Genomic DNA, 25,583 nt, shown 5'->3' with positions numbered 1-25,583 from the left:
GCTTGCCCCCGCTACCGCCGCTACTTCGCTGGACCCGAGTACTCGATCGCGAACTCGCCGTCGTAGAAATCGACCACCCGCCCGGCGCCGTCAAGGATCGCTCGCTGCAGGCCTGGGTTTTTGAGGTCGAGCGACCTCAGCGCCGAACCGCTCGATCCATTGGCGATCGCCTCGATCCGGTGGAAGTGCTTCCCGTAGTCCCGGGCGAACTCCGCCAAACCCTTGAGCTTCACGAGCGCGTCGTCAAGGTGATGCCCGTGCGGGTCAATGATTGATACCTTGACCTCACCGTCGACCTCGTGGAAGAAGAGGAAGTCGGGATGCATCGACCGCCAGTTGCCGAGCACATCGCGGTACGTTACGCCCAGCGCATCGACTGCGGCTCGGGCAGGGTTCCGGTACCACCCGAGACACGTACCAGAGGCGAGTTCGGCAGAGAGGACCTTGCGCTCCCATTCGTTGAGCGTGCCAATCGGGAACCACCCGTCGGCATCCGACATCAGGTGAAGCTCCGCCAACGGCGCCGCGACGATCTGCTCGCTCGCGTCGACCATCTTCCAGTCTTCTATGCGGTTGCGGGGGCGCCGCAACTTGCCGGGCTGCGGGACGGTCGCAAGCGTCCAGATCTCGAGATACTGCTCCTGTCGCTCGTCGTTCAGCGTTTCGATCGCGTCGCTGTACTCGGCGAACCAGTCCTTCGCGATGGACTCCGACACCGCGTCGATCTTCTTGCGAAGCTCGGGGATGTACGCGAGTGCGGCCGCCTTCACATACGCCTCGGTGAGCCCATCGTCGTCGGCGTCCTCGTCGTCAGGTCCTGCGAGGTGGTCGACGTAGGACTGCGCGATATCGGCCCCGAAGGCACGCTTCGCGTCTTCGAAAGCGACGCGGATGGCTCGGGCATCAGCTCGCTCGACAAACTGGCGATACGACACCCCCGCCTTTCCGGTCGTCGCGACGAGGTTGAGCACGTGGACTTCCCACACCTCGTTCACCGCAGATGCGAGCAGATCGGGGTACTGATCGGCGAACTCGTCGAGCACCGTGTGCAGCTTCGACTCGATTTCGGCGAGGGCACCGTTCCGCAGTCCGTCGCTCGAGAGCGCTTGGGCGAGCGCAACCAACCGCTTCACCGGCCGCGCTCCCTTCACCGGCACGCTCAGCGACGGCAGCGCGTCCCAGACCTTCCACACGGCCTCGCCGACGTTCGGGTTTGCCGACATCTCGTGCGGCTCGATCACGACCTTGCGCGATGAGGTTCCGCCTACCTCCTCGATCTGCCCCGTCATGTACTTGACGACCTTGCCCGCCATCGTCTTGTCGAAGAACGGGAGGATACAGTCCACCGAGTTGAGCCGCTCGTCGCCGGGCACGCGCCGAGCGAGAGGATTGCGCACCATGCGACCGAGCAGCTGGGTGATGTGCGTGTGGTCCTTCGCCGGCCGGAACGACACCAACACCTCGGCGCGGGGGCAGTCCCAACCTGTCGAGATGCCATCCTTCGCGATCAACACCTTGACGTGAGGGGTGTCCTGAACTCGCTGTGGCTCGATGTGATCGATGTCCCAGCTGCCGAACGTCTGTGTCTTGTGGTCTCCGAGCACATGCCGCACCGCGCTGCTCGGCAGCCCGCCCAGCTCATCCGCGATCGTGTCGAGCGCGACGCCCACGTCGTCGTGCTCCGGCACGTTCGGCACCTGCACAACGAGTAGCGGCTCCACCACGTCGGCGAGGCCTTCGTGCTTCGAGTACGCATGCCAGACCGTGGTGGACTCTTTGAGCTTGCGCGCAGCGCGCCTGACGAGCACCGAGTCGAAGTTGCCGACCTCATCGGGGATGTCGAGCATCACGGTGTCTTTGACGAGACCCGACTCCTGCACCTGCCACGGATGCACGGCAACCTGGTCAAGCACCTGGCGCTTGTCGCTCGCCTGCGCTTCCTTCATCGCCTGGGCGAAGCGGTCAATCGTCGCCGAGATGCCCATGACGATCGGGATGGGCGGCTGATTGCCTTCGCCATTGACGAGTCGCTGCACGATGGTCTTGCGGTCACTTGAGGTCTTCGTGTCGAAGCCACGGTGGGCCTCGTCGAGCACGAGGTAGAGCGTCTTGTCGTCGTTCGAGATCGTGTTGCCGATGGTCTCCCAGATGTTCCAGGCGAGGTCATCGGGGGTGGCGACGTGGTCGAAGATCTCGTCCGCGGTCGGCACATAACCTCGTGTCAGCAAGGAGTTCTTCGAGAGTCGCTGGGTGTTGAGGAAGTAGACCTTCCCCGCCTCGAGCTCCGGAATAGCGAACGGCGGCTTGATCGTCACGAGATCGCCCGACATCAGCTTCTCCGACGCCTGCATCAGTCGCGTGCGGCTCTGCTCGTTGAGTGCGGGGCTGTCCGAGAACCAGATCACGACCGCCCCCGGGTCGGGATCAAACTCGAACGTGTCGCTTCCGTAGAAGAGCGCTTCGATGGATGCCGCTGCCATGACCGTCTTGCCGGCACCGGTCGCTGCGGTCAGGCTGAACGCCACCTCGGCGCCATCGCGCCGGTACGTGCTGCGCGCCTTCTCGAGGTTGGTCAGAACCTTGTCGACAGCCTCTGCCTGGTAGTCCTTGAGCGTGTACTTCATCGCTCGGCCGCCCTCCGCGCTTCGATCTCGAATGTTCGGAGGTACGCCTCGTACAGTCGCACGGGTTCGACGTGTTCGGGAAGCTCACGCACGAGCGCTTCGAACAGGCGGTCCTCGTCGGTGATGATGAAAGCGATAGACGCCTCGGGCGCGGCCGCGATTGCCTGAGCGAACTGCTCCGAGTTGTCGAGGTCCGAGATCACACCGTACGTCTCCGCGACGTCCCATCCCGCTGGAAGGACGTCGATTCTACGACCCTTCGACCCGGCACGGAGCCAAAGGAGCGGCGCGATACGCGAGAATTCCCGGTTCGCCTCGATGCGAAGCGGGGACTCGTAGGTGAGAGAGAAGAATTCGACGTTTTCTTCGAAGCCTTCAGCCATGGGGAACTCGTCGGTGAACTTGTAAACGCCCTTGATCGGAGCGCCGTCGGCAGTCTCCCCCGTGATGGCCGCGCGAATGCGCGGCTTCGTGATGAAGTCGCAGATCCCGATTTGCTCCCATTCGGTGTCGCCAGGGCGAAGTCCGCGCTTGCGGAGGTTCACCTGCTCGTCGGAGGAGACCTCGTTGTTCGTGACCGCGATGCAACGCCGAGCTCCACCAGCCTGCTTATTGATTCGCATAACCGCATGAGCGGTCGTGCCCGAGCCGGAAAAGAAGTCCACGACAAGCGCAGACGGTTTGCGAAGAATGAAGAACCGCAGTGCATCTTCGACCGCATACAGCGACTTGGGGAAGGGGAACCGCCTGGATGGGATGAAGGCACGCAGAAGGGTCGAGCCGAACTCGGCAGCGGAATGGGATAGCAGTGACCATTGCGTAGTAGGAAGGGCAAGATTCCCCTCAGCACTACCCTCTACCTCGATATGCCCGGCCTTCCCAATCACTGCCGCGCCGAAGACACCCTTTTCCACTTTCGATTGTTCGCCACTCTTGAGGTACGCAATCGCGGTCCGGTCGCCGGCAAACCGACCAATCTTTAGGTAGCCCTTCGGGACAAGCGCCGCAGCGCTTTCGGGCCCAATCTGCCAGCGTCCCTCCGATCCGTCCGTTCGAATTGGCCAGATTGCAATCTGACCTGCCGGCGCCACATACGAATCGCGAGGGGCATCTGGACTGAGGGCCGCACCGATAGCCAAGAGCTTGCTATCTTGGGCGTCGAGAAGAATCGGGTAAAACATCCCAGGCCGGTCCTGTCTTCGGGCTTCGGTCCCGGACCGCATCAAGCCGTTCCAGCGGAGCGAGCCGGTTGAGGTTGACCTTCTACCCAGCCATTCCTCTCCGAGGCGGATCGGAGTGGGAGCGGCCGATCCGATAGTCACGAAGTAGATGTACTCGTCACTTCGGCGGAATTCCTGCCCTCGAGCCATACCGGACGGGCTGATCGATGAGGAAATCATCTGTATTGTCGCCTCCGCGAACAACTGTTCCAGCAGCATCCCGAGCCGCAGGTACTCCTTCTCATCGATGGTCACGATGAGCACCGAGTCATCCGGGTTCAGCAACTCCTTCGCGAGCAGCAGCCGCCGCTCCATGAACGCGAGCCACTTCGAGTGGCGGTAGAGATCGTCGCCCTCGACGTAGTCGTTGTTGTACTTCCAGTCCTTCGCGCCGGTGTTATATGGCGGGTCGATGTAGATGCAATCGACCTTGCCGCGGTGCGTGAAGAGCAGCGCCTGTAGCGCGTGGTAGTTTTCGGCATTGATCACCGAGTGGTACGGCTTGTCACCGCCGCGCTCGACCTTGCCGGTCGAAACAAGCCCTGGGTAGATCGGGTCGCGGAACTCCGCAACGACGACGAGGTCCTCGATGGCGACCTCGACAATGGCTTCGGCGTCATCCAGAGCCTCGATCGCCGCAACGCGTCCGTCGTCGGTCGTGGCGATCTCGCGGACCTTGAAGAGCCGCTCGTTCTCTTTCTTGGGCATCTGGCCCCGCGGAGGCAGGACACGCACCTTGTCGCCGCGACGCACCTTGCGCCCGGGCAGTTCCACCGCCTCGGGCTGGTGGCGCTCGAAGTTGAGGCCGAACGCGCGCCGATCCTGGAGCGCGGTGACTTCGCGCTCGATGTCGCGCGCGAGTGCCTCGTCCTTCGTGGCAAGTTGACGGATGAGGTCGTTCAGGTGTGACAACGCGAAGTCCTTAGGCGTCAGTGGGAGTGAGATCGAGGGTGCCGCGAGCGAACGTCGCGAGAATTCGCTGGTGCGTCTGGCGGGGAAGCGTCCGGTTGCCAGGCTCACCGAACGGCGTCCCCGGCCGGGCCGGAGCCTGCTGGAGCAGGGTATCGAGCCCCGGCCTGGCGACGAGAAGCAGTCCGTGCGTCGCTCGGGTGCACGTGACGGCGAGCCGACCGAAGGCAGAGTTGAAGTCGTCGAGCTTCGCCGCGCCGGTCAGCGGGTGGAGCGCCACGGTGATCCCGTTCGTCTGCCCCTGGTACGAGTCGACGGTGGAGCTCACGAGGTCGTTGTCCGCGAGTTCGTGCTTCTCGCGGAGACGGGCGACCATGTCGGCCGCATCATCCACTGCCTGGTTGCGGGTGGCGAGGACGGAGACGATCGGGTCTTCGTGCACGGAGCCCGCTTCGGTTGTCGTCACGGAGCCGTCAGGCGTGGCGGTTTCGTCGTAGTTCGCGTGTCCGAGCGATACACCGGAGGTGAACAGGTGATCAAGCAGCGCCTCGATCGCATTCATCAGCGGGAGGTCGACGTCCGGCGCCTCGGCGGGATCGAGACCATCGATCTCGAGGAGCGTTGGAATTCCTGTGGCGACCTGGTCCCAGACGGCGCGCGCTGCCTCGGCCGTGACAGGTGGGTGCGTTTCGACTCGCTTGGCTTTCTCAACGACCGGGGGACTAGTACGGCTGATCGTGCGGTCACTGGGTGCGGCGACGCAGTTCAGCTCCGCCCACTCGGGGTAGAACGCGCGCCACAGACCGAGCTGCGCGGCGTTCGGCCGCCACACGGCCGGAAGCTCACGCGACCAGGTGCGGGCATCACCTTCGTAGTCGGTCGGCCAGGCGCGGTAGGGGTTGTAGCGATCGTCACCGCGCCACGGATTCGCGCCAATTTCGAGCGGTGGCAGCTGACCGACGTCGCCGACGCCGACCCAGATCGGCGCCGCGCGGGTGATGTCGTCGAACAGGTGGTGAGGAATCTGCCAGGCCTCGTCGACGAATAGCACGTCGAACGTGCGCTCGCCGTTCGCGCCCTTGCCACCGAGCGCCTTCTCCATCTCCCACAGCTCCTTGGGAGCACGGAGCATCGCGACGGTCGAGATCATGACCTGCGCGGTCGACGGGATCTCCTTGCGTGCGGCAGCAACCGTCACGGCATCCGCCACATCGGGGGGTACGTCACCGGCGCCCTTAGCGCTCACGCGCAGGCAGACCCGGTCCTTGCCGAGCAGTTTGCCCAGCGAACGCGCGAGCGGTCGCGTCTGCTTGTTGGTGAATGCGACGATCGACACCTTCGTGCACTGAGGGTGCTCGAGCGCTTCGGCGACAAGTCGCTTGAGCACATAGGACTTGCCGGCTCCTGCGGCAGCCTTGAGCAGGATTCGGTCGATCGGGGCGGTGCGAGAAAGCGCGTCGCGGAGTGCGCGGGCCGCAGCATCCGCCACCGCCGCATTGCCCGCGGCCGCAGCCTCGTGGTGCACTCCGCTGGCGGGCGCCGTGAGGGGACTCGTGAAGTCGATCACCGGGCTCACTCCACGTCGTCCAGTGTCACGTCGACCGGCGGCTGAGCCGACGGAGTACGTGTGGCGTCACCCTCAGGCAATCCGCCGGGCGACACCTCGAAACCATCGAGATCTCGGACCGGCGGCCACACCTCCGGGTTGAGCTCGCCGCGCGCGCGGCGTTCGGCGAGCTGGTCGGAGAACTCCGACTCGTTGGCGACGTGGGACTTGCAGCACCACTTGTGCGCTTCGGGATCCTGTCTGTAAGAGTCGCGCGTGCAATCGATCTTGGGTGCGCCGTACTCGTCGGCCTTCGGTCGGGCGAGGTTGAGACGCTTGCCCCACGGCGCCGACGCGAACCAGCCGACATCGGCCACAACGAGCTCATCACCGAGAGCCAGATGCGGCGCGACCTTCGGCATCCATCGGAATTCGCGTTCGGGGCGCGCTTCGTCGATGCCGTCGCGGGAGAGCGCGCCGATGCTCACACCCTCAATCGTGAACGCACCCGATGTCAGTGTCACGGAGGCACCGACACCCTCGACGCACGGTTCGCCGTTGATGTGGAGCAGCACGATCTTGCTGTCGGCGACGATGCGGCGCGAGTCGATCTTGATCTCGAGGGGCTCGACAGACAGCACCGTTGCGTGTGCGAGGTGGCGCGTACCGGCATCCGTCGCCATCTCGGCTGCTGAAGATGGGTTGGTAAGGGCGAGGAGCTGATCGTGACACTTGGCGTCGGCCTCGATCACATTGACGAGCGAGTTGCGCCAGCGCCGATATGTTCGGCCGAAGCGCACGAGGTCGGACGCGTTCAGCGAAAGGCGACGGCGCCACACAGCCTGGGCATCGCCCTCGACCGCACGGTACGCGTCTCGAAGCTCGGACACTTCCAGCGGTTGGAGCGCGTCGAGCGCCACATCCAACACCTCGGCCTTGTACGCGAGCTCCTCCCGTGTCAGCCGATCGTGGAGCGCCGGGTCGGGGTCTACACCGTGCGCCCGTCCGCGCGGTGCGACCCCGGCGAGAGCCTGGTGCAGCGCATCGGATCGCGTCTTCGTAAGCCGGGCACCAGGGGTGTACTCGTTCTGCTCGATGCTGTCGCCGTAGGCGCGGTGATCTATGGGCTTGCTGCTCGCAGCCCACTCCACGACGTAGTCGAGGCGGAGGGCGTTGACGGCCGGGCCGCCCGCGATGATGTGCCGCGACAGCACGGTGCGCAGGTCGATGATCGGGCAGCGGACGCTTAGCGCGCGGGCGCGGTCCTCCTCGAGCAGGAATGACACGGCCGTGCGAGCCGTCTCGCGCAGCGGGCGCGGGACCTCGGCGGGTTCGCCGTCCCACGTGAGCGCCGGGCGGTGCTGATCGAGGTCGCGCTCCCAACGGAGACGGCTGAGCTCGACGCCGGCAAGGTTGTCAGCGATCGACGTCAGAAGGTCTGCCGTCGCCGAGTCAGGCACGACGAGATGGATCGGGCTTGGGCCATCCGGGTTTGCCTTGCGCTGATCGCGCATGGCGTCTTCGATCGCGACGCCGAGGTGCCGCATGACGTTGCGACGGGTCTCGGGTGACTGTGGGTTCGCGAACGTCTCGAACTTCCACCTGCCTCGCCCCGACTCCGACACGCGCTGGATGCCGATGCCGTGGACGCCCAGTGCCGCCGCATCGGACTTCGCGAGGACGATGTTGATCGTGCCGGGAAGCCCGGCCGCATCAATGCGACGCTGACCCGTGTGGACCGCGGTGCCGGCGAGCGTCGCGCGGACCATGGCGACGATCGACTCGGGCGCCGAAACGTGAGCACCGGGGTCGGCAATGAGCGGGCGGACGTGAGTGCGCATCGACGGATCAATCCCGATCTCAACCAGCAGGTCTTCGGGGTCGGCCGACCCGCGCAGCTCCTCACGACAGAACGAGAACATGTTGCACGTGGTGCACGACGACGGATCGAAAGTTGCCGTGAGGTGAGCTACGTAGTCGGCGAGCACTGCGTCTTCTTCGAGCTGTGCGGCCTGCGCCTCGGCGCGGCGCTCAGCGACCCGCATCCGCACCTCTTCGCGATGGTCGTGGAGGTCTTCGACGATGGCCATGGGCTGGAGGAACGCGTTGCGAGGAACCGCGAGGATGCCGTGTGTGTGCACCGTCATGTCGTCGGGCACCCGCGACCACGCCTCGAATGCCTCGGCACCGAGCGCGACCTGAAGGAAGCCCTTCAGCATCCGTCCATCGTCGATGCGGGAGCGCACGCGCTCGTAGTCCTTGGCATCGCCGACGATCAGCCACGACCCCGAACCATCGCCCGCGGTCGGGGCAACGACGACATAGTCGGGCTTGACGTCGGTCGCATCCTTGCCCTCGAATCCCGGGAAGGGCAACGCGGGCTGGTGGATCAGCGTCGCTTCGCCCTTGCGCACTGCGCGATCGTGCGCAGCGCTCAGCGCAGACGCCGTTTTTTCGGCATCCACCCTCACGTCGATGGTGACAACCGAGGTCGGGCGGTCCAGGCCGAGCGCTCCCACAGCTGAGGTGGTGACGCGACTCGCGAAGGCTCTGTCCCGGACGAGACGCTCGAAGGTCATCGCACGCATCCAGCGTGCCTCGGGGATTCCGACGCCGAGGTCTTCAAACCCGATCTCGGCAGCGAGCTTGCGGCGCGGCCGCCCGGTGATCAGCGGATCGGTTCCGCGAAACCGTGCACACGCCGCGTGAGCGGATGCCGCGACGGCACTCGATCCCCCACCCGTCGAAATCATCGCTAACTGAAACCCTTCCCAGACGCGAGCCTAGCCCGCGAGCTCCTGATCGCGCCGCCGGCCCGGCGTCAGTGCGCGACACTCCCCAGTGCTCGACACGCTGCCAGTGACCTCCGACATCGGCGAACCGAAGGCGGAGATCAGGCAACGCTCCCGCTATCGTGACAGACACTGTGGACGCCAACGAAACCGACATCCCGACCCTTGAGGGCGATGCTGCGGATGCCGTCGCTCATCGCGGCAGCCACATCCAGATCATCGCCGCGGCTGGTTCGGGCAAGACAGAGGTGGTTTCGCAGCGCGTCGCCGACCTCATCGCGACCGGCGTCGAACCGCGCTCGATCGTCGCGTTCACGTTCACCGAGAAGGCTGCCACGGAGCTCAAGGAGCGCATCCGCCAGCGGGTGACCGCCCGCGTGGGGCATGCCGCCGGCGACAAGCTCGGCCAGCTTCAGGTGAGCACGATCCACGCCTACTGCTTCCGACTGCTCCAGACCTACGACCCTCGCTTCGAGGCGTGCTCGCTGGTTGATGAGAATCAACTCGTCGCGCTGATGTCGCGGGAGGGGAACCGGCTGAACCTCAAACGGTTCGGGCGCGGGCTCTTCGACGGCATCAAGAACTTTCTGCGCAGCGTCGATGTGCTCGAGAACGAACTGATCGAGGTCGACGACCTTCCCGACGGTGACTTCAAGGAGGCCGTCCGCGACTACTACGCCGCGCTCGACCGCTACCGCGTGCTGACATTCGGCCAGCAGATCGTGCAGGCGGTCCGGGCGCTCGAACACCCAGCGATCCACGCGGCCGTCACGGCGGTCGTCGAGCACCTCATCGTCGACGAGTACCAAGACATCAACCCCGCCCAGGAGCGGCTGATCTCGCTGCTTGCATCGCCGACCGGCCGCGCGGATCTGGTGGTCGTCGGCGACGACGATCAGGCGATTTATCAGTGGCGCGGGTCAGCGGTCGACAACATCGTGACGTTCACCGAGCGCTACCCGGACGTCGCGCAATTCCGCCTGCTCACCAACCGTCGTTCACGGCCGGGGATTGTCACGCTCGCCAACGAGTTCGCGGGGTCGATCCAGGGTCGGCTCGAGAAGGAGATGCTGCCGTTCCGACCGGCATCGGGTGAGTCGGTGAAGATCACCGTGGGTTCCGGCACGGAAGCGGACGAGGCATCCGAGCTGGCCAAGAGTATCGCGGAGCTCAACGCGAGCGGTGTGCCCTTCCGGTCCATCGCGGTGTTGGTGCGCGGCAAGGCCGCATACCCGAAGATCATGGACGCGTTCGCGGCCCATGACATTCCTGTTCAACCCGGCGGACGCACCGGCCTGTTCGAGCAGCCGGTCGCCGACGCACTGGGGTCGGTGTACACGTGGCTCGCCGATCTGCAGTGGAAGTTCGCCGGAACCAAGGCACGCGTTGACGTCACGCTCGACGAAGTCGTGCTCGCACTCGTGCGCGCGTTCACCCTCAACCGGCGCTCGCTGCAACTCGTGCGGCACCATTTGACCGAGTGGAAGGCGATGGCCGCGACGACGTCATCGTCGGTCGATCTGATCGGTGACCTTTACGCGCTGCTCGGCCTGCTCGGGGTGAAGGACTGGAATCTCGACGACCTGCTGGTACGCAACACGCTCGGCACGATCGCCCGCTTCACGCAGGTGCTCGCGGATTACGAATCGGTGCAACGTCGATCGCGCAGGGATCCCGCGAACCCGGGCGAACAGGTCGGCACTGCATGGACGCCTTGGTACTACAAGAGCCTCGCCATCCTTATGGTGAACTATGCCTCGGGCCAGTACGACGACTTCGACGGCGAGGAGGATCTCGCCGGTGACGCCGTCCCCCTGGGAACGGTGCACGGGGCGAAGGGGCTCGAGTGGCCCGTCGTGTTCCTGCCGTCGCTGACCAAGAAGCGATTCCCCTCGATGAGGACCGGCTCGCAACAGAAGTGGCTGGTGCCGCGGGAAATGTTCGACGCCGCCCGCTACGAGGGATCGGATGCTGACGAGCGACGCCTGTTCTACGTTGCGGTGACTCGCGCGCGCGACTGGGTCTCGCTCTCGTCGCACGCGCGCGTCACCAAGCAATCGGGTGCACCGTCGCCCTACCTCGAGTCGGCGCGCGCGATCGCCGGCGTCGGGGGCCACGCCGAATCGCTCGATGCGAAGTCGCTCGAGATCCCAGACCTGCGACTGAGCTACAGCGACGTGGCGGCCTACCTCGCGTGCGGGCGCAGCTACCTTCTGCGCTCACGCCTCGGCTTCCTTCCGCCGGTGCGCGACGAGCTCGGGTACGGCAACGCTGTGCACCACGTCATGCGTGTGCTCGCGGAGCGCACCAAAGACACGGGCGAGGTGCCCTCAGCATCCGACATCGACGCGCTCGTGGACTCGGACTTCTTCCTGCCCTTCGCAAACAAGCCGGCGCACAAACAGATGAAGGCGCGCGCCCGAGCGCTCGTGCAGACCTATCTCGACAGTCACCCGGAGGAGTTTCTGCGGACATGGGCCACAGAGCGGCCCTTCGAACTCTACCTCGACGGGGTTGTGGTCGCGGGGCGTGCTGACGTGATCTACGACGAGCACGATGGCGTCCCCTCCAACCTCGCCATCGTCGACTACAAGACCGCGACCGGGCCGGAGATCGAGCCGCTTCAGCTGCAGATCTACGCGGACGCCGGTCGACGTGAGGGTTTGACGGTCTCGGCAGGTTTCGTCCACGACATGGGGAAGGGTGTGCGCCGCTCGGTGGATGTATCGGACGGCGCGGTCTCGGCTGCGGAGGGACGTGTGCAATCGGCCGCCGCCGGGCTGCGTTCGCTCGCGTTCACGCCTTCGCCCGCCAAGGAGAAGTGCACGCACTGCGATGTCCGACTCCTCTGCAAGGATTCGGCATCGTGAGCGACTCACTGTGGACCGACGTTCTTTCCGCGTGGTCATCGTTAGCGTCGGCCCTCATCGGCCTCGCAGCGCTCGCCGCAGTCGTCGTTGTCGGCGTGCAGATCCGTCTTCAGCGGACACAGCTCCACCGCGAACTGGAGAACATGTACGTGGCCCACTACTGGGCCATCATGGATCAGCTCGCGGAGTCAGAGCTATCGCCACGGAGGGAAGGGTTGAAGCGACGCGCGCTCGCTATCCGTTCCTACCTACGACTCAGCGGAGATGAATGCGACCTTCGCGCCGCAAATCGAGTGACGGACGATACGTGGCCTGAGTGGCTTGCAGGCATGCGCACGCAGCTCGCAGAACCAGGGTTTCGCGAGGCATTGGATTCGGCGCCCCAGGATCAGTTCCGGAATCTGAGGAAGCTAGTCACGAGCGACCTTACCTTCGAACCGTCGCAGTCGAGCGTTCGAGAGCGTCGACGGGTGGGTCTGTAGATGGCCCGCATGATCCCGCCGGCGATCGCCGATGGTGCGGCGCCCGGGGAGAAAGCAGCATTCGCTGCGCTTCGCGATGCACCCGGCACCGACGACTGGACTGTCTTCCATTCCCTCGCGATCGGCCGGCATGTCACCCAGCGGGAGGGTGAGGCTGACTTCGTGGTGATGGCACCGGGTCTCGGCCTTCTGGTGATCGAGGTGAAGTCTCATCTGCGCATCCAGACAGACTCGACGGGCAGGTGGAAGCTGGGCAACGACGACTGGACGGAACGTTCGCCGTTCGCGCAGGCTAGCGGCGAGTTCCACAGCATCGTTCGGTTCCTTCGGCAGCGCTCGCTCGATCCCATCGCTTTCCCGACCGGATACGCAGTGTGGTTCACCGCGATCGCGAAGCAGAACATTCCGCCGGCGATCGGCTGGCAGGAGTGGGCGGTCCTGGACGCGGGCGACCTCGCCCAGCCCGCTAGCGCGGTTCGGCGAGTACTGTCGTCGGTAGATCGGGACACGGCGGCTAAGAGCACTGGGTACAAGCACGTCGCCGGCGAACCATCGGCCAAGCGCGTCGAGCGAATCCGGGATGCTCTCTCACCAAGTTTCTCAGCGGAGATCAAGCCCACTGAGCTGAGGCGCCGCCGCGAGCAGGAGCTGGCGTCATTTACCGCTGATCAAGTTCGAACGCTCGACCTGATCAGCCGGGTCCCACGCGTGCTCGTCGAGGGTCCGGCCGGCACCGGCAAGACCTACATCGCCGCTGAGGCGGCGCGACGCCACGCGACCGTAGGCGAGCGGGTCCTCGTGGTCATGTTCAACCGTCTCCTCGAAGATCACCTCCAAACGGCTCTCTCCGGCGTCGACGGCGTCACAGCCACGCGTCTCCACGCAGAAATGGAGCGTGTCGGTGGTGTCACCTCGCCGGCGAACGGAATCGCCGACTGGTACAATACCGAGCTTCCTCTTGCAGCGCTTGAGAAGGTGACCGAGTCAGGATTTCATCCTCCCTATGACTACCTCATCGTCGACGAGGCGCAGGACATCGCCTCCGATATCAACCTCGATTTTCTCGACGCCGTGCTCGTCGGCGGCCTCAGCAATGGGCGAATGCTTCTCCTCGGCGACTTCTCAAACCAGAACATCTTCCGAAGTGGCATAGACGACGGGCGCGAGACAATCGAGCATCGGGTCCCCGGAATCGTCCCGATTGATCTCGACACCAACTGCAGGAATCGGCGAGAGATCGGCGAATGGGCGGAACGCGCCAGCAACCGCTCGGGTATCTGCAAGGAATTTCGTCGTGATGCCGCATCCGGCGACGCGGTCGAGGTTCGACTGTTCTCGTCGAAGGACGAAGAGGCGAGCATGCTCGACGACGTCGTCCGTGGACTACGGGCCGAGGGATACGGACCGAAGGACGTCGTCATCCTCGCTCCCTACCGGGACTCGGCCGCGCGGCGTGCGACCGACCAGAAGATCACGGTGTCAACGCTCGGATCCGGCATCCGCGACACGTCGTACATCCGCTGGGGGACGATTCATGAGTTCAAGGGAATGGAGGCGCCGGCTGTCATCCTGACCGACATCTCGGGGACGAGCGAACGCTTGCCCGATCTGATCTACGCCGGCGCCACAAGAGCCCAGGACCGATTGGTCGTGCTCACCTCACTTGAACACCTCGTCTCGATCTAACGACCACACGAGCCAGAATGGATAGATGAGCGATCTGCTTTCGGTCTTCGATGACAACGACGACTCAGAGTCGGCCAGCGTTCGCCCGCTCCAGATGACCGACCGCCAGCGGTCCGAGATCCGGGAGCTGTTCGCGCGCCTCGACATCCCTACTGCCGCGCGACAGTTCGAAGTCACGGCCGAGCTCACAGGCGTCCGAATCTCTTCGGTCGGCGAGCTGGACGCGGCGACCGCTCATCGGTTGATCGGAGCACTCAAACGGCGCGCGGAGGCCTTGGGGCGTGTAACGACCGGGAACTCGTGGGACGACCGCGAAGAAGAGACCTGGATCGATAGGTTGTAGGCGCGCCTGGGGACCGAGAGCCTTAGATTGGAACCGTGCCGCGATACTCCGCTCTCACTAATCGCTCGGCGGTTGCTCAAGCGCTCGCAGAGTTCGACCGGATGGGGCGCGATGCGTTTCTACACAAGTACGGCTTCGGCCCAGCGCGCGATTACCTGCTCGTGACTGAGGAGGGCAGCTACGACTCCAAAGCAATCTTCGGCGTTGCGTACGGGTATGAGCATGGCACCGCCCTAACGGCCGATGAGTTCAGCGGTGGAAGGGCGGGGGCAGCAGGCCGCCTTGCTGAGCTGGGTTTCACTATCACGGGGATCTCATGATGAGAAGCCGCGACGAGGAGCGGGCGATCCGAGCGGACATCTTCCGTTGGCTGGATGAACAGTTCATAGGACAAGGCGGGTACGAGATCCACAGCTCAGTTCTCCGCAGTTATCGCTTCGGCGGCGAGCCGATCCCATTGCTCGATCGCGGCAAGGGAATACGTAATCCCGCGACGTTCTCATCGACGTTGTCGATCATGTCTGGCTGGAAGGCAAACAAGTACTCCGACTACGAGTCGGATGACGGCTGGGTGACCTATCACTATCGCGAGGGTGAGGGCGGCGATAACACCAAGCTCGTGCGAGCCTGGGCGAACGGCGACCCCTTGGTGTACTTCCGGGCGGTACGTGAGGGCTTCTACATCCCGTACTACCCCATCGTGATAGCCCACAACGATCCTGTCGCCCGAATCGTGCGCTTCCCGCTCGATCAGGCTCTCTCGTTCCTTGGGGACCCGCTCTCCTACGACGAGCAAAGGCGTCTCTACGCCGAGTCGATCGTGCGCACTCGACTTCATCAGCCAATCTTTCGTGCGCGAGTGCTCCACGCCTACGCCGGAGCGTGCACCGTGTGCGATCTCCGGCACTCGGAGCTGCTCGACGCAGCACACATCATCCCTGACGCGGAAGAGCACGGCGTCGCCCACGTCACGAATGGCCTCGCGATGTGCAAGATCCATCACGCTGCCTACGACCGCTCCCTACTGGGCATCACACCCGACTTCGAGGTTCGGATCGACCAGGAGCTGCTGGACGAAGTGGACGGACCAATGCTTCGACACGGACTGCAGGACATGCATGGAAAGCCGATCCGGCTTCCTTCGAGCCGTCGTGCGCGTCCGGACCGCGACAGACTGGCGCAGAAGTTCGAATTGTTCGCGCAGCGATAGAAGGGTCGGTGAATCGGAACCATGAGCATCACAAGCTGGAGCGACGCGCAGATTGTTCGCGCTATCAATAGCGGGTCGATCCCGTCCGAGGACCTGGTCAGCCGCGACGGATGGAGTCACATCTGCCGGGTACGCGGCCGCAACTTCCGGCAGGTCGACGAAGAGGCCTGGCAAGATCTCTGCAGCGAGCGCGGCTATCTTCAGAACCGTTCGAACCCGAGGGGCTTCTGACCTCGGTCAACCGATGTCGGCCTCTAGCGCGGCCGCGATGTACTCACGAAGTTCGCGGGGTCGCACACGTAATCCCGGCACCGGGTACGTGCGCGACGCCGGATCGGCGGTTACCCGCGTGGACAAGGCGGACCGCGACGAGCGCATTCGGGCGGAGGAAGCGTTGGACGCGGCGATGCGGCGGGCTCTCCGGATTCGAGACTGACGCAATTCGGCGAGCATCGCGGCCCGCTCAGCTTGCGGCAAAGCGCGGGTCGCCCTCGCGGACGATCACCGCCCTACGACGCCGAGTCGTGCCACGCACCAACCACGCGGCGCGACAGCCAACCGAAGAAGACGAACACAGCAATACCGAGCAAGGCGGCAGCGATGATCGCTGCGAAAAGCGGCGGGCCCTGCACCATCGCTTGGTAGCGGCTGATGGCCGTACCGATCCCAGCTGTGCCCTGCCGGAAGAAGAAGTCCGCCACTATCGCGCCGACTACGGCCAGCCCCGCCGAGATTCGCAGACCGGCGAACATCGCCGGCAGCGCCGCAGGCAGCTCGAGCTTGAACAACACCTGCGCGGACGACGCCCGCTGCAACGCGAAGAGATCCCGCATGCGCGGATCAACAGAACGAAGCCCAAAGAGCGTGTTCGACACGATCGGGAACAGTGCCATCAGTGCGCACACGATCACCCGCGCGAAGAAGCCGAACCCGAACCAGAAGCCCACGAGCGGCACCAGCGCGAGGATCGGGATGCACTGCAGCAACACCGCGTACGGGAAGAGCGAACGCTCGGCCCATCGCGCCTGAGACATCGCGATCCCCCACGCGACACCGACCACGACGGCGACGCCCAAGCCGACCGCCGCGACCAGCGCCGTCTGCAGCAGCCCGGTCAATATCGTCGGGCCGGCGATCGGGTCGAAGAAGCCGCTGACGACAACCTCGTGAGGAGGCGGCAGGAGGAAGCGACGCTCGGGCGCCAGCGCGAGGTACGACACGGCGTACCAGCCCGCCAAGACGAGAGCGAAAACCACAACCGGCGGCCAGATCGCGGCCACAACGCGCCGTGCCCGGGCGCCGCGCTTGCGGGTCACAGGAATAGCTGCCACCGCCGCTGCGCGTGCGGGCTTCGCGACAGAAATGGAAGTTGTCATTTGCTGGCCTCTCTCAGCAGGCGGCCGACCTCAGCCACCGACGATGCGAACTCGGGTGTTTCGCGTAGCTCGGGCCCTCGCTCCATACCGAACGGCACGTCGACCTCGGCCACGATGTGTCCCGGCCGACCGCTCATCACCACCACTCGCGTCGACATCGCCACTGCCTCCCGCACGGAGTGCGTGACGAACAGCCCAGCAAACTGATGCTCGGCGAACAAGGAGAAGACGAGGTCGTTGAGGCGATCGCGCGTGATCTCATCGAGCGCACCGAACGGCTCATCGAACAAGAACAGGTCTGGCTGCAGCGTGAGCGAACGAGCCAGCGAGACACGCATGCGCATGCCCCCGCTGAGCTGGTGCGGCAGATGCTTCTCGAATCCCGTCAGGCCGACTGCCGCGAGCGCAGCATCCGCGAGCTCTCGCCGCTCCGCATGCGGGAGTCGGCGCAGCTCGGTGAGCAACTCGACATTGGCGCGCGCCGATCGCCACGGCAAGAGCGTCGCGTCCTGGAACACATACGCCACATGATCCGCCGACGTACGCACCTCCCCCTCCGTCGGCGCAGCCAGCCCCGATGCCAGCCGAAGGAGCGTGCTCTTGCCGCACCCCGAAGGGCCGACGAGCGACACGAACTCCCCTCGGTCGACGCTCAGTGATACTCCGGCGAGCGCGGTCGTTCCGGTCGGAAACGTCAGCGCGACGTCATCGAAGGCGGCAGCCGGCGCGGCTGTGGTGGTGTGGGCAGACATGCGGTCAGCCTTTCGGGGAGGTGGAGGATCAGGTGCGGCCTTCCGACCGCACCCGATGGTCACTACGGCAGAGCGATGCTCGAGTCGAGGAACTCGTTCGTCGCCAGATCATCGGCGGTGAGGTCGTCCGCCGTTGCCACCCCCTTGTCGGCCATGATCGGCTCCACGATCTCCATGACCGAGTCGACGCGTGCCGAGTCGAAGGATCCGAACGTCCCGTCCGCGCCGTTGGCAGCGAGAGCCAACTCCTGCTGCTGCGTGGTCGAGTTCGCGGCCTCTTCCGCCGGGTACACCCAGCCGTTGTCGTAGGCGGTGACCGCGTCAACGAGAAGCGCGTTCGCTGCCTCGGGGTCGGCGAAGTAGTCGACGGTCGCTTGCTGCACGACGGGGATCAGCGCGCTCAGGCACTCTGCCTGCTCGGTGACGTCGGCGGTGCGCACCGAGAGCGCCACGGCGTAGATCGGGTAACCGGTGTCAGCAACCAACTGGTAGTCGACCGGCTTCATCCAGCCCTCGATGGCGTTCTCGTACACCCACGGCTCGACCGTCGCGAAGCCCTGCTGCGCGTCCGCGCCACCCGCCGCGATGAAGTTCGCGGGTGTGCCGTCGTACGATCCGTCGACCTGGTCGGCGCGCAGCTGGCCGCTCCCGATCAGGTAGTCCATGTAGGTCGTTCCGTCAAAGTAGCGAACCGTGGCGTCGGTGTCGGCGAGGTCAGCGATCTCGTCGACCTCGGGGTAGGTCTCGGGGTCCCACATCACGATCCACGGCGCCTTCTCGAAGGTCGACATCACGGCCGTGGTCGGGCGCTCCGCGGAGTTCGCGATCGCCTCGTCGGTTTTCACCCAGCCCAGCAGAATGTCGGGGTCGGTGTACATCTGAGCGGGCACGCCGGTGAATCCGATCGCGGGACCTCCAGCGCGGATCTCGACGTCAACGCCGGTCCACTCCCCCGAGGAGACGAGCGGTCCGCTCACGCGCTTGGTCGCCGCGTCGATCTGAGCGTCTTCGCCGACGAGGTTGAACAGCCCGCCTTGCTCTGCCTGCGGGTTCCAGTCCGTCTGGATGACAACGGTCGCCGGGCACACACCAGACAGATCGACCGCGCCGATCTCAAGGTCGGATGCCGCCTCGGGCGTCGCAGTCGGGGTGCTGCTGGCGCATCCCGCGACGGTGACGGCGGCAAGGGCGAGTGCCGTGATGCCGCTCGCGCGGCGAATGAACGTGGTGGACATGATGTCTCCTATATGGGGAGTCGGATCAATTGACGGTGGAGCTCGGGTAACGCGGGTCGGTGGTGCATCGGTCAAAGAGCGGATGCCGGAGTCCGGCGGTCAGAGCGAATCGATCGTGGTGCGGGTGGGCGCTCCGGCGAGCGCGAAGCGGTCTTGCGTGGTCGTGTAGAAGCTCGCCCCGAATCGCCCAACCGGGGAGTAGTCGCCGAGGTTCACCCGCCACAGTTCGCGATCGATCAGTCCGTCGCGAGCGTGCAGGCGACGCACTTGGCCGAAGTAGATGTGGCGGCTCGGAATCTCGAGGCGTTGCCATAGTTCGCACTCGAAGGCGACTGGAGCGTCCGCGATGATCGGCGCACCCACCACCTCGGCAGGGCGTGTCTCGATGCCCAACAGCTCCAGTTCGTCGACCTCGGGCGGGTGGGCTGCGCTGCAGGCGTCCATCGCCTCGACGAGCGACTCGTCGGCGAGGTGGACGACGAACTCCCCCGTGGCGTCGATGTTCACGGCGCTGTCTTTCGAGTTGCCTTCCTTGCGCCGGTCCATGCTGACCATCAGCAGCGGAGGTTCTTCTCCCACCATGGCGAACATCGAGAAGGGTGCAGCGTTGGCGACGCCATCGGCCGACCGCGTTGTGACCCAGGCGACCGGTCGTGGCACGATCAGGCTCGCCATCATCTTGTAGCGCTCGTATGGCGCGAGCGCGTCGAAGTCGATTACGTCAGGCATGGCTGTCGACCCACCAGCCGAGCACGAGGTCGCGCAGGGCCGCGTCGCTGTCATCGCCGTACAGATCGCGGCGCGCGTGGCGGTCGAGCAACGCCTGGGCACCGGCATCCAACTCCACCGATACTTCGTGGGTGACGATCGGCGTGCGCGAGAAGTGGGGCACGTAGTCGGGATCGCGCTCGAGCGAACGCTCGGTTCGAATGTGCGGCTGCGCGAAGTCGGCCGGGGTGCGCTGGGTCGGGTACGCGCGCAACTCGGGCACGGCGGCCAAGTCGTCGTCGGCGGCGTCCATGACCGTCAGGTCAAGGGGGCGCAACGCATAGTTGCTCGTGCGGAAGATGTCGTTGCCGCACGTGTTCGGCACCGCGAGCACGTCCATCAGGGCCAGCAGTTCGACGTAGTCGTCAGCCGACGTCTGCTGGTGAACCACTGAGCAACTGCCGTCGTCGTTGACCGTCGTTCCCATGAACAGGTTGAACGAGTCGTGCACGTCGTCCGGCGTCAAACCGAATTCACGCTGGGCCTCGGCCTGCATGTCGGCGCAGTTGGTGTGATCCGCGAACCCGAACATCGACTCGTACATGTTCGCGCTGCATCGAGGGAACAACGTGTCGTTGAGCCCCGCGGTGTCGTTGAGAATGAACATCATGGCGCGCTCGCGCGGCGGCGCTGACCACAGGAAGTCCCCCGCGACCGGGTGGATGCCGTGCAGCGTGCGGGTGCGTCCGACGTGCATCGCTTCGCGGTAGTCGGCCAGGCTGAAGACGTTGAGGTCAGCGCACTGATTGCCCTCCACCTGCGCCACCCGCAGAATCTGACCGGCACGGACGATCACTGCGCGCCCGGTACCCGGCTCGAGTCGGTGTTCCCACCGCACGACACGCTCGGTGGACGGCGTGAACGCGATGTCGTCACGCCAGCGGCGGATGCTGCCCGGGTCGCCCGGTATCGTACGGGGGCGAATGCCACTGTCGTGCTCCGCCAGCGCCAGCATCACGAGTGCGTGGACGTCGGCGGCTTCCCCCGCAGCAACGGAACGGTCGAGCAGCTCTTTCTGCTGATGGGTGAGGGTGAGAACAGCCATTCGGGCAACTCCTTTTCGGGATACACAAGTAAAGCTATTCGGTATACAGAAAATTGGTGTTGCCGTCATGTAAAGACCATGTTTCGCGACTCTGTGCCGGAATTTCAGGGCGAGGATGCCACGCTCACCCGCTTTTCCGTATACATTTCTGCTGTGCCCATCGATACCGAAAGACCCGCTGAGCGCGCAGAACGCGCCTACGTCTCGCTGCGTGCCGCGATCATCGAGGGCGCACTGACACCGCGCACCAAGTTGGGCGAAGAGAGCCTGGCGTCGCACTACGGCGTGAGCCGCACGCTCATCAGGAACGTGCTCAGCCGCCTCGTGGGCGAAGGCCTGGTCGATACCGGCCGCGGCAAGTCGGCCGAAGTGGCCGAGCCCACTCTCGACGAGGCGCGCGATGCATTCGCCGTGCGCGCCGCGCTCGAGCGCGAAGCGATCGATGTGCTGGCCGGATGCTGGACCCCAGCCATCGCGGCGCGACTCAACGCGCACATCGATGCCGAGCGCGTGGCATGGAGCTCGAAGAACGCGAAGGCGTCGGCTCGCCTGGGCGGACAGTTCCACATTGAACTGGCCGCGGCGACGGGCAACGCGTTGCTGCACCGCTACGTGTCAGAAGTCGTTTCGCGGACGGCGCTGATCCTCACCGTCTACGGGCGCGACATCGATCAGCAGAGCTCCATCGACGAACATCAACAGCTCGTCGATCTGCTCGCGGCCGGCGACCGCGATGGCGCTCACCGCCTGGCGATGTCGCACCTGGGCGAGGTAGAGCGAAAGACCCTCCGCGCCCCTCAGTCCGACGCGCGATCGCTCGCGATGATCCTCGCGCAGTACTGATCCGTTCGCCCGGGGTGGGGCGCTTCGTTGCTTTCGCATTCTTGCGTCTGCGGCCTGCGCACTGTTCCGATGCTTACGGTCCTGCGCGAGGCGGTCCCGGATCGCCTGCTGATCTGCCGGCAGGTGTATAAACCGTTCGGCAGGGAACCCTCGTCGTTGAACCTCGCGATCACAGCTCCCGCAGATGGTGGTGTGTTCGTCGAGCAGATCAAGAGCCCGCTTGCGGCCGAGTTGCTGGGCGTGAGTGCGGTCGAGTTCAGCACCGCACAGCGCAACGGCATGCCGAGAGGCGGCACGGTGGAGCAAGCTACCGCTGTGAATCCAGCTGGGGGCATCCATGTGGCCAGTCTCGCACGCCGCGGCGGCGGCGGCAGCCGTACCCGGGACCAATCTTCGCGCGAGCTCAAGTCGGCGCCCGGAACTCAGGTCGATGGGCGTAGCGACGCCGTTGCCCATGAGATTGGCAGAGCAAACGGCCTCACGGATACGTGATTCGCCCTGAATCTCGTTCCGCCCTTTGCGACGTTGACAATCCCCGGCAACGCGGAAACCTCGCCGAAGAATGGCGAGTCAGTCAAACTTACGGCGTGAGTACCTCCCCTTCCCCGGTCCAGTCCCCGACGGGGCCGACCGCTACGCCTACGCCCACCGCAGTCGTCGTCCCATCCGATAGCACGACCCCCAATGCCACGCCGACACCGCTCGAGACACTTCTCGTCAGCGTCGTGCCCGACGACCCATCTTCCTGGGAAGTGCTCACGGGCGTGACGATCCCGGTGATTGCGGCCGTCGCATCAATCGCGCTGGCGCTCGCCGCACTCTTCGTAGCGATCGCAGCTAATCGACACGCAAAGACCGCACTGACCGTCTCTCGTCAGATCGCGAAAGAGGAACGTGAAGAACGCCAGCATGACCGCGAACGCGAGCTACGCGCGAAACGAGCGCGGGTGGTCAAGTCGACGCTGAAGACATTCCGCGAGGAGATGCTGGCGGAGCCTGCACCACAGGAGCCCAACGACGCCTTCGCCCGTGCTTTAGTGGTCGTCTCCAGGATGCGCGCCGCACTGGTATCAGAGGGCTTGCCTCTGGATGTGGATGCGCTTCATAAGTGGCTCTTCAAGGTGACAGACGAGACAATCGAGGCGGTCTATCGCCCCACAGGAGAATGTGATTCCGATAGAGACCGCGCGTGGCGCAAGCGCCGGTGGCGAGTCCTAGAAGTGACTGTGGGTTGGCAGCTCGAGGGCTGGCAACAGACAGGCGAGATCGACGCCGAGCTCAGCGCCAGACAAGTGAACGAGATTATGACTCTCCCGGAGGAGCTTGTCGCAAGTGTGAAAGCGGAGCGCGACATGCGCCTCAAGAATATGCGACCGAGAGACGACGAAGCTCAGGCCTGAGGGGTCATCCCGATCCGTATACGGGCAGTGCACGCTTGAGGGGTGCTTGCCTGCGCCGGGCCGACTGTGTCGCTCCTACTGCTCCGAGGTCGTGGTCGCTCGACGTGCGTTGATCAGGTGAGCAACCTGGATCACGAACTCTGCAGCGATCTCGGCGTCGCTGGCGGACCACCCCAGGGAGAACGGGTGGATGGTCTCGTCTTGATAAGTTCACCCGCGGTACTCGTAGATGAAGATGCTCGGGTGCTCGGGTTTGACGGACAGCTTGAGCTCGTAGCTCCAGTCGATGTCCGGGAAGTGGTAGGCGTTCCAGGCCACACCCTTTGACCCGCTGTGCGACTCCCAACCCACGACGAAACCAGCGTCCTTCAGTTGTGTGTCGATAAGCGGCTCGAGCCTTCTTACTCGAGCGCGAAGCGTTCGCTCGACGTTGCTCCGTGCCGTTAGGAACTGGCTCACTGCGTCCCCGTGCTTTTCGAGCAGCGCACGCCATTCGTCGATCCGTGCGGCGTCAACTGTGTTGTCGGACATGCTCCACCCTTCAGTTCGAGCTTCCATGAATTGCTGCAACAGATCGAGACTCCGCCGTTGATTGGTGTCGACAGGACTGAGCAGGTGATCGACTAGGTCCGCTGAGGAACGGATCTGGGCGCGAAGTTCCGCGTAGGTGATCGAGCGAGAGTGCCAGGCGGCTTGCGGCTCCGGAGCAACGCGGTGTTGAGGCGCGAGCGTCGCAACCAGCACTGCGTCGACGCCCTCCTCGGAGAGGGCACGCCGGGCGTAGGCATCGAGGGGATTGTTGAGTACGTGACCGATCTTGTTTTCGACGACGAGCGCCAACCCGCTCGTGCGGTTCACAGCGAGGACGTCAATGTAGTCGACCTGACTGCCGAGCTCCCACTCGTCAGATCCAAGGTAGGTTCCGGCATCGAATGGGACTCCGGTTCCGCCGCGGGCGCCAACGAGATCGGCTCCATCCAGAAGGGTGAGCAGCGCGTCGATGACCAGTGACCCGAGGCCGTGGCGCTCGTTCGGGTCGAGGAAGAAGAGCAGGGTCATGTCCACCCGTGTCTCCCGCCAGCCTTCCCGAAGGATGTCGTAGACGTTCACAGGTCGGGCCGGCGGCGCCGCGAGTCCCAAGGGGACGGTGAGGAACGAGATGTCAAGCGCCACGGGACCACAGTATCCAGTCGGGTCTGCGAGCGCGCCGCTCGCGATCCTCTTGCGGGCACTGCACGCATGGGGCTCCCCGTCGAGCACCATCGATCTTTCTTGGCCGATACGACCGGCCGATCCCCTATCCGGCGCTGCGCGCTCGGGGGAGCTTTGGCACTCCTCCACGGTCAGCGCAGAAGCCCGAAGCGCTAGCGGTGTCGGGATCCCCCGCTCAGTTAGGAGCGCCGCCTCCAGGTCGAGGAGCGAGCCACGCTGGCCGACCATCCAGCGGCGACAGTTCCTGAGAAGGAACTTATTCATGTCGAGGTCGTCGGGCAGATCATCGCCGGTCACGAGCAGCTGGGTAGGCGAAAGAGGGAATGTGATCGTCGACAGGTCGGCCTCGTAGCTGGGCCGCCGCAGCAGTACAGCACCATCGTCCGATCTTCGAGTTCAAGCGTCGACAGCCGGAGCGTATCCGGAATCTGCTGCGCGAGATACAGCATGTCACCCAGCTTCAACTCCGCGTCCTGAGCGCTCCGATCTCTCACTGGCAGCTTTGCCGGAACCCGAACTTCGGCCCGGTCGGCATACCGCCCACGGTGAAGATGCATGTCAAGGAACGCGATCGTGGCCTCCTGCTCTTCGCGCGTAACGCTCCGGCCCGCGCGGAGTCTGGCGATGCCGCAACGCCAGCATCCTCAATGAGCCCGTACTCGCGCTCGAGGTCAATCGTCATGACCTCGGAATCGCAGACGTAGCTCACAACCGAGGCGTTCTCGATTGAGGACGGGTACCCGCGCGCGCCCTGGAGGTCGAAAACGTCAACCACGTTCTTATCATCGGCCCAGGCAGCGATGTAGCCCTTGGTCACAATACGCCCGCGTCTCGTGATCGAGCCAAGACTCGTTCTTCGGGCGGAGCGCGCATCGCCTGGTGGCTTGTTGGGATCGTGCGACATCGCGCCAGGATAGGCGGGCCACGCTTGGCAACTCGGAGCGGTTCTGCGCGATCACACGATCAAGGGATGCGCCGAGACTTCGTTTGCGATCGCATACAGGCATCGCGCGGTTGTGTGACTGGGCGAGCGCTCTGGGTCCCTCAACCGGTGGATCCAAAAGTCGCGAACCGATTCTCAGTCAGCTAGACCTCGGGCGCCGTAGCAGTGTCTGCGTCTGGGATGACATGAGGTGATCCGCCGGAACCATCGATTCAATCTGCCCCCCGACCAGGCGATGGTGTGCAGCCCCAGGCAGTAGCGCCGGATCTAGCTGTACGGGGTCAGGACGTTGGTTGCAGTCGGCTGATCGGGGGGTTGCCTCCGAGG

General features: G+C 64.7%; 21 protein-coding genes. 10 read left to right on the top strand and 11 right to left on the bottom strand.

Going from position 1 to position 25,583, the window contains the following annotated elements; translation table 11 throughout:
• Positions 1-20: 20 nt before the first annotated feature.
• The 4 genes from ON062_RS12310 to ON062_RS12295 are packed head-to-tail and all read right to left on the bottom strand — an operon-like array spanning position 21 to position 9,052.
• Complete coding sequence (locus ON062_RS12310; RefSeq protein WP_274647449.1) at positions 21-2,624, bottom strand: DEAD/DEAH box helicase; 2,604 nt, start codon at positions 2,622-2,624, stop codon at positions 21-23.
• Positions 2,621-4,756: a site-specific DNA-methyltransferase gene (locus tag ON062_RS12305; RefSeq protein ID WP_274647448.1), complete on the bottom strand. Its 2,136-nt coding sequence runs from the start codon at positions 4,754-4,756 to the stop codon at positions 2,621-2,623. Before ON062_RS12305 ends, ON062_RS12310 begins: the two co-directional genes overlap by 4 nt.
• Positions 4,757-4,766: 10 nt before the next feature.
• Positions 4,767-6,329 (bottom strand): AAA family ATPase, encoded by a 1,563-nt coding sequence (locus ON062_RS12300; protein WP_274647447.1) that lies wholly within the window; start codon positions 6,327-6,329, stop codon positions 4,767-4,769.
• Positions 6,326-9,052: a hypothetical protein gene (locus ON062_RS12295; protein ID WP_274647446.1), complete on the bottom strand. Its 2,727-nt coding sequence runs from the start codon at positions 9,050-9,052 to the stop codon at positions 6,326-6,328. Before ON062_RS12295 ends, ON062_RS12300 begins: the two co-directional genes overlap by 4 nt.
• Before the next feature lie 161 nt (positions 9,053-9,213).
• On the opposite strand from ON062_RS12295, the gene ON062_RS13950 reads away from it, so the two are divergent.
• From ON062_RS13950 to ON062_RS12260, 7 genes are read left to right on the top strand one after another with little or no spacing between them, the layout of a single operon-like run.
• A complete protein-coding gene (locus ON062_RS13950; protein WP_274647445.1) occupies positions 9,214-11,961 on the top strand; it encodes an ATP-dependent DNA helicase in 2,748 nt (915 codons plus the stop codon).
• Entirely contained in the window at positions 11,958-12,443 is a 486-nt protein-coding gene (locus tag ON062_RS12285; RefSeq protein ID WP_274647444.1) for a hypothetical protein, read from the top strand. Before ON062_RS13950 ends, ON062_RS12285 begins: the two co-directional genes overlap by 4 nt.
• Positions 12,444-14,129, top strand: a complete 1,686-nt coding sequence (locus ON062_RS12280; RefSeq protein WP_274647443.1) for a nuclease-related domain-containing DEAD/DEAH box helicase — start codon at positions 12,444-12,446, stop codon at positions 14,127-14,129.
• A 25-nt stretch (positions 14,130-14,154) separates the two neighbouring features.
• Positions 14,155-14,472, top strand: a complete 318-nt coding sequence (locus ON062_RS12275) for a hypothetical protein (protein WP_274647442.1) — start codon at positions 14,155-14,157, stop codon at positions 14,470-14,472.
• 35 nt (positions 14,473-14,507) lie between these two features.
• Positions 14,508-14,792 carry a hypothetical protein gene (locus ON062_RS12270; RefSeq protein WP_274647441.1) on the top strand — a complete coding sequence of 95 codons (285 nt, stop codon included), beginning with the start codon at positions 14,508-14,510 and terminating at the stop codon, positions 14,790-14,792.
• On the top strand, positions 14,789-15,682 hold the full coding sequence (locus ON062_RS12265) for an HNH endonuclease (protein ID WP_274647440.1): 894 nt from the start codon (positions 14,789-14,791) through the stop codon (positions 15,680-15,682). The genes ON062_RS12270 and ON062_RS12265 overlap by 4 nt, the downstream gene beginning before the upstream one ends.
• A 21-nt stretch (positions 15,683-15,703) precedes the next feature.
• Positions 15,704-15,913 (top strand): hypothetical protein, encoded by a 210-nt coding sequence (locus tag ON062_RS12260; RefSeq protein WP_274647439.1) that lies wholly within the window; start codon positions 15,704-15,706, stop codon positions 15,911-15,913.
• Between the two features lie 278 nt (positions 15,914-16,191).
• Here ON062_RS12260 and ON062_RS12255 read toward each other — a convergent pair whose 3' ends face one another.
• The 5 genes from ON062_RS12255 to ON062_RS12235 all read right to left on the bottom strand — a co-directional run bounded on the left by ON062_RS12255 (position 16,192) and on the right by ON062_RS12235 (position 20,858).
• The gene (locus tag ON062_RS12255; RefSeq protein WP_274647438.1) at positions 16,192-17,058 is read right to left on the bottom strand and encodes an ABC transporter permease; all 867 of its coding nucleotides are present in this window, start codon (positions 17,056-17,058) and stop codon (positions 16,192-16,194) included.
• Entirely contained in the window at positions 17,055-17,810 is a 756-nt protein-coding gene (locus ON062_RS12250; protein WP_274647437.1) for an ABC transporter ATP-binding protein, read from the bottom strand. The genes ON062_RS12255 and ON062_RS12250 overlap by 4 nt, the downstream gene beginning before the upstream one ends.
• Before the next feature lie 62 nt (positions 17,811-17,872).
• Positions 17,873-19,045, bottom strand: coding sequence for an ABC transporter substrate-binding protein (locus tag ON062_RS12245; protein WP_274647436.1), 1,173 nt, complete (start codon positions 19,043-19,045; stop codon positions 17,873-17,875).
• A gap of 99 nt (positions 19,046-19,144) precedes the next feature.
• Complete coding sequence (locus ON062_RS12240; RefSeq protein WP_274647435.1) at positions 19,145-19,774, bottom strand: flavin reductase family protein; 630 nt, start codon at positions 19,772-19,774, stop codon at positions 19,145-19,147.
• Complete coding sequence (locus tag ON062_RS12235) at positions 19,767-20,858, bottom strand: urea carboxylase-associated family protein (RefSeq protein WP_274647434.1); 1,092 nt, start codon at positions 20,856-20,858, stop codon at positions 19,767-19,769. Before ON062_RS12235 ends, ON062_RS12240 begins: the two co-directional genes overlap by 8 nt.
• Positions 20,859-21,011: 153 nt before the next feature.
• On the opposite strand from ON062_RS12235, the gene ON062_RS12230 reads away from it, so the two are divergent.
• The 3 genes from ON062_RS12230 to ON062_RS12220 all read left to right on the top strand — a co-directional run bounded on the left by ON062_RS12230 (position 21,012) and on the right by ON062_RS12220 (position 23,101).
• Positions 21,012-21,701, top strand: coding sequence for a GntR family transcriptional regulator (locus tag ON062_RS12230; RefSeq protein ID WP_274647433.1), 690 nt, complete (start codon positions 21,012-21,014; stop codon positions 21,699-21,701).
• Positions 21,702-21,770: 69 nt separating this feature from the next.
• Complete coding sequence (locus ON062_RS12225) at positions 21,771-22,193, top strand: hypothetical protein (protein WP_274647432.1); 423 nt, start codon at positions 21,771-21,773, stop codon at positions 22,191-22,193.
• A 233-nt stretch (positions 22,194-22,426) separates the two neighbouring features.
• Positions 22,427-23,101 (top strand): hypothetical protein, encoded by a 675-nt coding sequence (locus tag ON062_RS12220; protein ID WP_274647431.1) that lies wholly within the window; start codon positions 22,427-22,429, stop codon positions 23,099-23,101.
• 210 nt (positions 23,102-23,311) lie between these two features.
• Here ON062_RS12220 and ON062_RS12215 read toward each other — a convergent pair whose 3' ends face one another.
• Together ON062_RS12215 and ON062_RS12210 are read right to left on the bottom strand one after the other, a co-directional pair.
• On the bottom strand, positions 23,312-24,274 hold the full coding sequence (locus ON062_RS12215) for a PD-(D/E)XK nuclease family protein (RefSeq protein WP_274647430.1): 963 nt from the start codon (positions 24,272-24,274) through the stop codon (positions 23,312-23,314).
• Between the two features lie 529 nt (positions 24,275-24,803).
• Positions 24,804-25,088, bottom strand: a complete 285-nt coding sequence (locus tag ON062_RS12210; protein ID WP_274647429.1) for a hypothetical protein — start codon at positions 25,086-25,088, stop codon at positions 24,804-24,806.
• Positions 25,089-25,583 lie beyond the last annotated feature (495 nt).

This window comes from Microbacterium sp. C7(2022), assembly GCF_028823665.1.
GTDB lineage: Bacteria > Actinomycetota > Actinomycetes > Actinomycetales > Microbacteriaceae > Microbacterium.
Note: the sequence above shows the minus strand (reverse complement) of the source record. Positions and strands in the feature narration are given on the sequence as shown.